Origin of the sequence: Pseudomonas sp. NPDC090208, assembly GCF_044746785.1 — a bacterium.
Lineage (GTDB): Bacteria > Pseudomonadota > Gammaproteobacteria > Pseudomonadales > Pseudomonadaceae > Aquipseudomonas.
Map to the genome: position 1 here is coordinate 65420 of NZ_JBIVCU010000003.1, position 11824 is coordinate 77243.

Sequence of the window (11824 nt, forward strand, 5' to 3'; positions counted from 1 at the left end):
CCGAGCCTTATTTATCCTGTCGCGAGTCACGCCCCAATGATGGTTGGACACTACACGTTTTCTCTGGTCCTGGTTTCCATTCTGGTGGCCATTCTGGCGTCCTATACGGCACTGGATCTTGCCGGTCGCATCGCCAGTGCGAAAGGCCGGGCGATGCTCATGTGGATCGGCGGCGGTGCCCTGTCGATGGGCATCGGCATCTGGTCCATGCACTTCATCGGCATGCTCGCGTTCAAGCTGCCCATCGATCTGGGTTTCGACCTGCAACTGACCCTGCTGTCGCTGGCCATCGCCGTATTGTCTTCGGGTTTTGCCCTGTGGTTGATCAGCCATGAACGGGTACCGTTGCTGCATATCCTGTTCGGTGCGCTGGCAATGGGTGTCGGCATCAGCTCCATGCACTACACCGGCATGGCCGCGCTGCACATGCAGCCGGGCATCGATTACGACCCGACGCTGTTCGGCGCCTCGCTGCTGATTGCGGTGACGGCGTCCGGCGCGGCGTTGTGCATCGCCCTGCGCCTGCGCAAGGAAACACCCCATGTGCGGATGATTCGCGGTGGCGCGGCGGTGATCATGGGCTTCGCCATCGTCGGCATGCACTACACCGGCATGGCGGCAGCGAATTTTGCCGAAGGCAGCTTCTGCGGCGCGGCCGTCACCGGCCTGCGCACTGACGGCCTCGACAAACTGGTACTGGTGACCAGTCTGGCGGTGCTGAGTATTACTTTGCTCACTTCGGTGCTCGATGCACGCATGGAGGCACGCACCGCGCAGTTGGCGCAGTCGCTCAGCGATGCCAACCGCGAACTCACGCAACTGGCCCTGCACGACACCCTGACCGGGCTGCCCAACCGCATTCTGCTGGCCGACCGGATCGAACAGGCGATGCGCAAGGTCGACTCTCAGGGCGGCCTGTTCGCGCTGATGTTCATGGATCTGGACGGCTTCAAACCGGTCAACGATGCCTTCGGCCACCATGTCGGCGACCAGTTGCTGCGCGAAGTCGCCTCGCGCATGCGCGAAAACTTCCACCGTCATGACACGCTGGCACGCATCGGCGGCGACGAATTCGTCCTGCTGGTGGAGCTGGAAGAGCTGGATGACGCCTCCACCGTGGCCTCGCGCCAGGTGGGGTTGGTCAGCCGGCCGTTCAACGTGCAGGACCATGACCTGCAGGTCACGGTCAGCATCGGCATCAGCCTGTACCCCGGCAATGGCCGCACCCAGCAGGAACTGCTGATGAACGCCGACGCCGCGATGTACCACGCCAAGAGCGCCGGCAAGAACGGCTACAGCTTCTTCGATGCATCGATGAACACCAACGCACGCAACCAGTTACAACTGCTGCAGGATCTGCGTGTGGGCCTGCGCGAGAACCAGTTCTGCCTGCACTACCAGCCCAAGTTCGCGGCGGGTTCGGGTGAGCCGGTCGGCGCCGAAGCGCTGGTGCGCTGGAACCACCCCGAGCACGGCCTGATGATGCCGGACAAGTTCATTCCGCTGGCCGAAAAGACCGGCCTGATCATCAATGTCGGCGAATGGGTGCTCAACGAGGCCTGTCGACAGATGCGCGTCTGGTACGACGCCGGTTACCCCGAATGGCGCGTCGCGGTGAACCTGTCGGCGCTGCAGTTCTGTCACGCCGGGCTGGTCAAGACGGTGGCCAAGGCCCTGGCTGCCCATGGCCTGCCAGCCAACTGCCTGACCCTGGAAATCACCGAAACCACCGCCATGAGCGACGCTGACGCGAGCATGACAGTGCTGCAGAAGCTGTCGGACATGGGCGTCGACCTGTCCATCGATGATTTCGGCACCGGCTATTCGAGCCTGATGTACCTCAAGCGGCTGCCGGCCAACGAACTGAAGATCGACCGCGGCTTTGTCCGCGACCTTGAGCATGACAGCGACGACGCGGCCATCGTGTCGGCGATTGTTGCCCTGGGCCAGGCGCTGAACCTGCGTATCGTCGCCGAAGGCGTCGAGACCAGCAGCCAGCAGAGCTTCCTGACTCAACTGGGCTGCGACTCCCTGCAGGGTTACCTGCTGGGCCATCCACTGCCGGCAGACCGTTTCATGAACGAGATCGGCGCCGCCGCCACCCGAAAGGTTTCAGCCAACACACTCTGACGTTTCACGCTTTGCACAAACATTAGTCAACAGCATTGATTCGGATTTCAAATGGATAAAAACCTCCTCATTACCGGCGGCTCCCGGGGTATCGGCGCCGCCACGGCCATTCTGGCCGCCGCTCAGGGTTATCGCGTGTGCATCAACTACCTGTCCGACCATGACGCCGCCGAGCGCGTCTGCGGGCAGATTCGCGAGGCAGGAGGGCACGCCATTGCGATTCAGGCCGACGTCAGCAACGAAGACGAAATCATCCGCCTGTTTTCCCGGGTCGACAGTGAACTGGGCCGCCTCGATGCGCTGGTCAACAACGCTGGCACCGTTGGTCATGCGTCGCGGGTGGAAACCATGTCCGAGTTCCGCATGCTGAAAATCATGATGAGCAACGTGGTCGGGCCGATGCTGTGCAGCAAACACGCGCTGTTGCGCATGCTACCCAAGCATGGCGGCCATGGCGGCAGCATCGTCAACGTGTCATCGGTGGCGTCGCGTCTGGGTTCGCCGGGTGAGTACGTCGACTACGCCGCCTCCAAAGGCGCGCTGGACACCTTCACCATTGGCCTGGCGAAGGAAGTGGCGGGCGAGGGCGTGCGGGTCAATGCGGTACGTCCGGGCTACATCTTCACTGATTTCCACGCGCTGAGCGGCGATCCGCAGCGGGTCAGCAAGCTGGAACCGAGCATCCCCATGGGCCGCGGTGGCCTGGCCGATGAAGTGGCCGAAGCGATTATCTGGCTGCTGTCGGACAAGGCTTCGTATTCGACCGGGACGTTTATCGATCTGGGTGGTGGGCGGTAAATCTGACGCAAACCCTGTGGGAGCGTGGCTTGCCCGCGATTGCGATCTGCCTGTGTCATGGATGCTGACGGGGCGACAGTCTTCGCGGGCAAGCCACGCTCCCACAGATCCGGAGATATTCGCGGGCAAGCGCGCTCCTGCAACAGCCTGACTTACACCGTCATCATCGACTTGACGATCTTGCCCAGCGTCTCCATCGCTCGCTCGGTGGTGTCGTTCCACGGCGTGCCGTAGTTCAGACGGATGCAGTTGCGAAAACGTCGGGTCGGGGAGAAGATCGGCCCCGGCGCGATGCTGATGCCCTGCGCCAGGGCGATCTGGAACACCTTCAACGAATCGACCTGTTCCGGCAGTTCCAGCCACAGAAAGTAACCGCCAGATGGCTGGCTGACTCGCGTCTGGGTCGGGAAATGCCGGGCCACGGCGCCGAGCATCGCCCGCAACTGGTCTTCCAGGCTGTTGCGCAGTTTGCGCAGGTGACGGTCATAACCACCGTGTTGCAGGTAGTCGGCAATCGCCGCCTGGGCCGGCATCGACGCGCACAGCGAGGTCATCAGTTTCAGCCGCTCGACTTTCTGCGCATAGCGCCCGGCAGCGACCCAGCCGACCCGATAACCGGGAGCCAGGCTCTTGGCGAACGAACCGCAATGCAGCACCAGCCCCTCGGTGTCGAAGGCCTTGGCCGGTTTCGGCGCGTTCTGGCCGTAATACAGCTCGGCGTAGACATCGTCCTCGATCAGCGGCACTTCGTGCTTGCGCAACAGTTCCACCAGCGCGCGCTTGCGCGATTCGGTGACGGTGGCGCCGGTCGGGTTCTGAAAGCTGGTCATGCTCCAGCAGGCCTTGACCGGATGCCGCTCAAGGGTCTGCTCCAGCACGGCGAGGTCGATACCGGTCTGTGGGTGCACGGGGATTTCCACAGCCTTGAGCTTCAGCCGCTCCAGCACTTGCAGGCAGGCGTAAAAGGCCGGTGCCTCGATCGCCACCAGATCACCCGGCTCGGTCACCGCCTGCAGGCACAGGTTCAGCGCTTCCAGCGCGCCGTTGGTGATCAGCAGTTCTTCCATCGGCAGCGTGTGGCCGGCCACCATGTAGCGCAGGGCGATCTGCCGGCGCAGGGTCGGGTTGCCGGGCGACAGGTCGCTGACCACCATGCTCGGGTCCATGTCGCGGGTGGCGCTGGCCAGTGAGCGGGCCAGACGCTGCAGCGGAAACAGCGCAGCACTGGGAAACGCCGAGCCGAACGGCACGGTGTTGGGGTCTTTGATCGATTCCAGCACCGAGAACACCAGTTCGCTGACGTCTACGCTGGTCGATTCGCTGACCTGGGTCGGCTGGGTATGGAACGGCCCCAGTGATGGCTCGAACACCAGCTTGCTCACGCTTTCGTTGACGAAGGTGTCGTTGACGAAATAACCCGAGCGCGGCCGGGCACGGATCAGGCCACGACGCTCCAACAGGTAGTAGGCCTGAAACACCGTGGACGGGCTGACGCCGTGGGTCTGGCTGGCATAGCGCACGGAGGGTACACGCTGGCCGGCGGCGAGCACTCCGGAGCGGATCATCTCGGCAATGTCGTCGGCAAACTTCTCGTATCGCTTCATGGCAGCTCGCAAAAGTCCCAGAGTGTGTAAAAACGTCATGAGCGAAGACGGGGCAAGGCAAAAACAGGCGAAAAAGCGGAGTCTAGGTGTTCTAAATGAGCATTTTTCGCCTGTTTTTAACGCAGCCCCGTCGAGCGTAATAGTTTTTACACAGTCTGGTCCGGTACAGGGCAGGCCCGAAGGCCTGTAATGGCCAGACTATGCGCGCAGATGTGTTTTCAGTACAGATGCAGTTTTTCCGAGAAACAGCAGATCAGATCAAATCACCGGGGAATTCTCGCCGGGCTCGACGCCGATGGTGTGATGACGCAGATCCTTGGCCTTGTACACCGTCAGTGCGTCGGCTTCCGCTTCGGTGATCGGCACCTTTCTGCCGCCGATATCGGCTTCGGACATGTGGGTGCTGTCATTGGTGGTGATCACCACGTCGGTCACCGCGCTGCGGTACTCGACGTCATCGATCACCGCCGAGCAGAACTGATGGGTGCTGTCGAATTGAACAGGCATGGCGGTACTCCTTCTCGGGCGGTACACGGGCAATGAAAGTACGACTGCACCCGGTGTCTGTCGTTTCGCTTTTCCGACCACCAGCACTCGCGGCGTCGGCGGCGGTCCATAACCTGTGCAGCCCACAGAAAGGGATCGGTCATGAACGCCTGGTGGCAGGAAGTCGTTGAAACCCTCGACGCCGAATTCTCGGACATCACCGATGCCTCGCAACTGACACGGGTGACCGTGCGCCTGCTGATCGCCGCCGTGCTGGGCGGCATTCTCGGTTTTGAACGCGAACACAAGGGCAAGGCTGCCGGGGTCAGAACGCACATGCTGGTGTGCATGGGCGCGGCGCTGTTCGTGCTGGTGCCGAGCCTGGCGGGCGCCGATGACGCCGCGCTGAGCCGGGTGGTGCAGGGGATTGTCGCCGGGATCGGCTTTCTCGGTGCGGGGACGATTCTCAAGGGGCAGAAACTGAGCACGGCACAGGTCAAGGGGCTGACCACCGCCGCCGGTTTGTGGATGACCGCTGCCATCGGCATTGCCGCCGGGGTGGGCAAGGAACTGACGGCGGTGTTGAGCACGGTGCTGGCGCTGGCGATATTCAGCCTGGTGCCGCTGATCACCGACCGTTTCGATACGCCGGATGATCCGCGCGCCGGTAGCGACACCAAGGATGATTCGCACCAACCTTGAGCATCTGGCCTGCTGTGTAGAGCGTTGTGGGAGCAGGCCTGGCTTGGAGGGTCGGTCAAGATTTCTGAGCGTGCCAGTCAGCCATACACAAAACCTGTGGGAGCCGGCTTGCTGGCGAATGCGGTGTGCCATTCAACCATGAGCTGCCTGACCTGACGCGTTCGCCAGCAAGCCGGCTCCTACAATGAGAGTTCTGCGCTCATCTTCTGCAGAGCATCTCTCTTGGTGAAGTTTGTCCTGTGATGCTCAGCCCAACACCGCCGGCGGCTCCTGCGACGGCGGGTCGCCCTTGGGCGGTTCGATCACCGGCGGCATGGTGTCGGGCGGCTCTTTGTCCGGCTTGGGCACCGGCAGGGCCGGGTCGTCGATCATCGGATCGGGCGTTTCTGCGGGAATGGGAATGTTCATTGCTTCACCTTCCTTCAGAGCGTTTGGCTACAGGGTTTCAGAGTGCCTGTCACAGGCGCTTGCAGGCTTCGACAGTGCCCGGTCGTGAAGATTTCGAGCAATTTCCCCAGGCCGTCTAAGCTGGCAGCGGATTGTTCATGACGCGCTGTCACAGTGGACGAAAGGGCTTTGAACTTTTCCCCGAAGGCGGCGTTCGGAACCTATGCGGCCGCGTCAGGATGTGTGTGATCCGGCGGTTTGCCCTTGATTGCCAATGGATGAAACACCGATGGAATGGACCCTAACCAAGGAGCGTCCGTGGGGCGTGAGGAGTAATGCGCGATGAATGTGACTGCTGATCAGCCATTTGGCCCGGATTCACTGGCCACCGATGTTCCGCACCCGACCCGGCCTTTACCCCTGACCCAAGCCTTGCAACTGCCGCGTATCGTCATCGAAGACACGCAGCCGGTGATCGACGGCGGCCTGTTGGCGGCCAAGGCGATCATCGGCCAGCCGGTGACCGTGACCAGCAAGGTGTTCGCCGACGGCCACGACAAGATGGCCGTGCGCATCCGCTGGCGTGCCGCTGATGAAGAAACGTGGCACAAGGCGTCGATGCGTGATCTGGGCAACGACAGCTGGATCGGTGAATTCACCCCGACCTCGGTCAGCCGTTATGTGTTCCGTCTGGAAGCCTGGATCGATCAGTTCGCCAGCTACCGCTACGAGCTGGAGAAAAAATACGCCGCCGGCGTGGCGATCGGCCTGGAGCTGGAAGAAGGCCGCCTGCACCTGGTTCACGCCGCCGAGCGCAGCCAGCAGCCGCTGCGCGGACAGATCGAAACGGTGTTGCAGCATCTGGCGGAGAACGACGCGCATGAAGCCCAGGTCGCCGCGCTGTTGCACAGCGAAACCGCCGCGATCATGGCCCAGGCCGACAATCATGCGTACCTGAGCCGCAGCCTGGAATTCCCGCTGGACGTCGAACGCGAGCTGGCCCAGTTCGCCAGTTGGTATGAGCTGTTTCCCCGTTCGATCACCGACGACAAGCACCGCCACGGCACGTTCAACGACGTACACAGCCGCCTGCCGATGATTCGCGACATGGGCTTCGACGTGCTGTATTTCCCGCCGATCCACCCGATCGGCCGCGCCCACCGCAAGGGCCCGAACAACTCGCTGACCGCCGGCCCCGATGATCCCGGCAGCCCGTACGCGATCGGCAGTGCCGAGGGCGGGCACGATGCGATTCACCCGCAACTGGGCAGTCGCGAGGATTTTCGCAATCTGGTGGCCGCCGCTGCCGAACACGGTCTGGAAATCGCCCTGGACTTTGCCATCCAGTGTTCCCAGGACCACCTGTGGCTCAAGGAGCATCCGGGCTGGTTCTCCTGGCGCCCCGACGGCACCATCCGCTATGCGGAGAACCCACCGAAGAAATACCAGGACATCGTCAACGTCGACTTTTATGCGCCCGACGCCATCCCCAGCCTGTGGCTGGAACTGCGCGACATCGTGGTGGGCTGGGTCGAAGAGGGCGTGAAGATCTTCCGTGTCGACAACCCGCACACCAAGCCGCTGCCGTTCTGGCAATGGCTGATCGCCGATGTGCGCAGCCAGCACCCGGACGTGATGTTCCTTGCCGAGGCCTTCACCAAGCCGGCGATGATGGCGCGGCTGGGCAAGGTCGGTTACTCGCAGAGTTATACCTATTTCACCTGGCGCAACACCAAGGCCGAACTCAGCGAGTATTTCAGCCAGCTCAACCAGTCACCGTGGCGCGAGTGCTACCGGCCGAACTTCTTCGTCAACACGCCGGACATCAACCCGTACTTTTTGCATGACGCCGGGCGCGCCGGTTTTCTCATCCGCGCAGCGCTGGCGACCATGGGCTCGGGCCTGTGGGGCATGTACTCGGGTTTCGAGCTGTGCGAGTCGGCGCCGGTGCCGGGCAAGGAGGAATACCTGGACTCGGAGAAGTACGAAATCCGTCCTCGGGATTTCACCGCGCCGGGCAACATCATTGCCGAAATCGCCCAGCTCAACCGTATCCGCCGGCAAAACCCGGCGTTGCAGACCCATCTGGGCCTGCGCATCTACAACGCCTGGAACGACAACATCCTGTATTTCGGCAAACGCAGCCACGATGGCAGCAACTTCGTGCTGGTGGCGGTCAGCCTCGATCCGTTCAACGCCCAGGAAGCGCATTTCGAGTTGCCGCTGTGGGAAATGGGCCTGCCGGATGACGCCGCAACCCTCGGCGAAGACTTGATGACCGGGCACTCCTGGACGTGGTACGGCAAGACTCAATGGATGCGCATCGACCCCTCGTATCAGCCGTTCGGTATCTGGCGGATCAAACCCGCCAACCGATAATTCGAAGGATGTGGTCATGGCGAAAAAGACAAGAAACGCGGCGTTCATCGACGATCCGCTGTGGTACAAGGACGCGGTGATCTATCAGGTCCATGTGAAGTCCTATTTCGACTCCAATGACGACGGAATCGGCGACTTTCCCGGGCTGATCGCCAAACTCGATTACATCGCCCGGCTGGGCGTCAATACCATCTGGCTGCTGCCGTTCTACCCGTCGCCGCGACGCGACGACGGCTACGACATTTCCGATTACCGTGGCGTACACAGCGACTACGGCAACATGGCGGACGCCAAGAAGTTCATCGCCGAGGCGCACAAGCGCGGCTTGCGGGTGATCACCGAGCTGGTCATCAATCACACCTCGGACCAGCACCCGTGGTTCCAGCGCGCGCGCCACGCGAAGAAAGGCTCGAAGGCGCGGGACTTCTACGTCTGGTCCGATGACGACCAGAAGTACGACGGTACGCGGATCATCTTTCTCGACACGGAAAAGTCCAACTGGACCTGGGACCCGGTGGCCGGCCAGTACTTCTGGCACCGCTTCTATTCCCACCAGCCGGACCTGAACTTCGACAACCCGCAGGTGATGAAAGCGGTGCTGGAAGTCATGCGTTACTGGCTGGACATGGGCATCGATGGCCTGCGGCTGGACGCCATTCCGTACCTGATCGAACGCGACGGCACCAACAACGAAAACCTGCAGGAAACCCACGATGTCCTGAAAAAGATCCGCGCCGAGATCGACGCCAACTACCCGGACCGCATGCTGCTGGCCGAGGCTAACCAGTGGCCGGAAGACACCCAGCTGTATTTCGGCGAGCGCAAAGGCAAGCACGGCGACGAATGCCACATGGCCTTTCACTTCCCGCTGATGCCGCGCATGTATATGGCTGTGGCGCAGGAAGATCGCTTCCCGATCACGGATATCCTGCGCCAGACCCCGGAAATTCCGGAAAACTGCCAATGGGCGATTTTCCTGCGCAACCACGATGAGCTGACCCTGGAAATGGTCACCGACCGTGAGCGCGACTATTTGTGGAACTACTACGCCTCCGACCGCCGCGCGCGGATCAACCTCGGCATCCGCCGCCGTCTGGCGCCGTTGCTGGAACGTGACCGCCGGCGCGTAGAGCTCCTCAACAGCATGTTGTTGTCCATGCCAGGTACACCGACCCTGTATTACGGTGACGAAATCGGCATGGGCGACAACATCTATCTCGGCGACCGCGACGGCGTGCGCACGCCGATGCAATGGTCCATCGACCGTAACGGCGGTTTCTCCCGGGCCAACCCGGCGAGTCTGGTGCTGCCACCGATCATGGACCCGCTGTACGGCTATCAGTCGGTCAACGTCGAAGCTCAGGACCACGACCCGCACTCGCTGCTCAACTGGACCCGGCGCATGCTCGCCGTGCGCAAGCAGCAGAAGGCCTTCGGTCGTGGTTCGCTGAAAATGCTCTCGCCGAGCAACCGCCGGATCCTGGCCTACACCCGCGAGTACACCGGGCCCGACGGCAAGACCGAAATCATCCTCTGCGTCGCCAACGTCTCGGCGGCGTCTCAGGCTGCCGAACTCGAACTGTCTCACTACGCCGGCACGGTGCCGGTGGAGATGCTCGGCGGCAGCGCCTTCCCACCTATCGGCCAGCTCAATTACCTGCTGACGTTGCCGCCCTATGGCTTCTACTGGTTCTTGCTGGCTGCGGAGAATCAAATGCCCAGTTGGCACGTGGAAGCCGCCGAAAGCATGCCCGACTTTCCGACCCTGGTGCTCAAGCAGCGCCTGGAAGAACTGCTCGACGAACCGCTGCGCCAGACCATGGAGCAGGATTCGCTGGCGGTCTATCTGCCGAAGCGACGCTGGTTCGCCGGCAAGGGCACGGCCATCGACAAGGTGCACATCGCCTATGCCGTGCGCTTCGGCACCGCCCAGCGGCCGGTGCTGCTCAGCGAAATCGAAGTCAGTGCCGGTGACGAAGTCGTGCGTTATCAGTTGCCGTTCGGCTTTCTCGCCGAAGACGACTTCAGCAGCGCCTTGCCCCAGCAACTGGCCCTGGCCCGCGTGCGCCGTGGCCGTCAGGTCGGCTTGATCACCGATGCCTTCACCCTGGAGCCATTCATTCGCGCTGTCATTCACGGCATGCAGGAACAGAGCGTGCTGCCCACCGACGACGGCGAGTTGCGTTTCCAGCGCACCTCGAAACTAGTGCCACTGGGCCTGAACGAAGAGTCCGAGGTGCGCTACCTGTCCGCCGAACAGTCCAACAGCTCGGTGGTGGTCGGCAGCAGCCTGGTGCTGAAGATGATTCGCCGGGTCAGCGCCGGCACGCACCCGGAACTGGAAATGGGTGCGTACCTGACCGAGGCCGGTTATCCGCACATTTCGCCGCTGCTCGGCGCCGTGGTGCGGGTGGACGGGCAGGGCGAAAGCAACCTGCTGATGATTGCCCAGGGTTATTTGAGCAATCAGGGCGATGCCTGGGAGTGGACGCAGAATAATCTGGAGCGGGCAGTGCGCGACGAAATGGCCCACGCCCACTCCGAGCAGGAACAGCACGCCAATGCCTTGCTGGAACTCAAGGATTTCGCCGGCCTGCTGGGGCAACGTCTCGGCGAAATGCACGTCGTGCTCAGTGCGCCTACCGACAACCCGGACTTCAAGACCGAAGTCACCAGCGTCAAGGACAGCCAGGCTTCGGAGAAAAGCGTATCGGCCCAGGTCGAACGCGCCTTGCAGTTACTGGAACAGCATCGCGATTCACTGGAACCGGCCGATCAGCAACTGGTCAGTGAACTGTTGGGCAAGCGCAAGGCGCTGCTGGCGCAGGTCAAATCCCTGGCCGCGCAGTCGGTCGGTGGCTTGCGCATGCGCGTGCATGGCGACCTGCACCTGGGGCAGATGCTGGTGGTCAAGGGCGATGCCTATCTGATTGACTTTGAAGGTGAACCGGCGCGCCCGTTGCAGGAACGAAGGGCCAAATACAGCCCGTTCAAGGATGTCAGCGGCGTGCTGCGATCTTTCGACTACGCTGCCGCCATGGCGATACGCAATGCGCAAAGTGCCGACACCTCCGCCGAGGCCGGCGCTGCGCGAAAACATGTTGCCGAACGTTATCTGAGTCAGGCACGGTCAGCATTCCTGGAGGGCTACGCAAGGGCCACCGGGGGCATTGCCCATGACTGGCAGGATGCCAAGGGGGAGGCTGCGGCACTGGCCTTGTTCACCCTGGAAAAAGCCGCTTATGAAGTGGCCTACGAGGCCGAGAATCGGCCGACCTGGTTGTCGGTGCCGCTTCAAGGGCTTCGCGGGCTTTTGGATCTGTCTGATGGAGAGTGAA

At 62.1% G+C, this 11824-nt stretch carries 8 protein-coding genes; 5 read left to right on the top strand and 3 right to left on the bottom strand.

The features are described from left to right. The first annotated feature begins 36 nt into the window (after window positions 1–36). The gene (locus tag ACIPL0_RS06100) at window positions 37–2130 is read left to right on the top strand and encodes a putative bifunctional diguanylate cyclase/phosphodiesterase (protein WP_400595916.1); all 2094 of its coding nucleotides are present in this window, start codon (window positions 37–39) and stop codon (window positions 2128–2130) included. 51 nt (window positions 2131–2181) lie between these two features. Then, window positions 2182–2928, top strand: coding sequence for an SDR family oxidoreductase (locus ACIPL0_RS06105; protein ID WP_400595914.1), 747 nt, complete (start codon window positions 2182–2184; stop codon window positions 2926–2928). 152 nt (window positions 2929–3080) lie between these two features. Here the strand turns inward: ACIPL0_RS06105 and mapR are convergent, their stop codons facing one another. Next, window positions 3081–4532 (bottom strand): GntR family transcriptional regulator MpaR, encoded by a 1452-nt coding sequence (mapR, locus tag ACIPL0_RS06110; RefSeq protein ID WP_400595912.1) that lies wholly within the window; start codon window positions 4530–4532, stop codon window positions 3081–3083. A 258-nt stretch (window positions 4533–4790) separates the two neighbouring features. Next, window positions 4791–5039, bottom strand: a complete 249-nt coding sequence (locus ACIPL0_RS06115) for a DUF3203 family protein (RefSeq protein WP_400595910.1) — start codon at window positions 5037–5039, stop codon at window positions 4791–4793. Between the two features lie 141 nt (window positions 5040–5180). Here ACIPL0_RS06115 and ACIPL0_RS06120 point away from each other — a divergent pair, with 141 nt between their 5' ends. Then, window positions 5181–5720 carry an MgtC/SapB family protein gene (locus tag ACIPL0_RS06120; protein WP_400595908.1) on the top strand — a complete coding sequence of 180 codons (540 nt, stop codon included), beginning with the start codon at window positions 5181–5183 and terminating at the stop codon, window positions 5718–5720. Window positions 5721–5966: 246 nt separating this feature from the next. Here the strand turns inward: ACIPL0_RS06120 and ACIPL0_RS06125 are convergent, their stop codons facing one another. Next, complete coding sequence (locus ACIPL0_RS06125) at window positions 5967–6128, bottom strand: hypothetical protein (RefSeq protein WP_400595906.1); 162 nt, start codon at window positions 6126–6128, stop codon at window positions 5967–5969. Window positions 6129–6449: 321 nt separating this feature from the next. Here ACIPL0_RS06125 and ACIPL0_RS06130 point away from each other — a divergent pair, with 321 nt between their 5' ends. Next, a complete protein-coding gene (locus ACIPL0_RS06130) occupies window positions 6450–8486 on the top strand; it encodes an alpha-1,4-glucan--maltose-1-phosphate maltosyltransferase (RefSeq protein ID WP_400595904.1) in 2037 nt (678 codons plus the stop codon). 16 nt (window positions 8487–8502) lie between these two features. Next, on the top strand, window positions 8503–11823 hold the full coding sequence (treS, locus tag ACIPL0_RS06135) for a maltose alpha-D-glucosyltransferase (protein WP_400595902.1): 3321 nt from the start codon (window positions 8503–8505) through the stop codon (window positions 11821–11823). The last annotated feature ends 1 nt before the right edge of the window (window position 11824 follow it).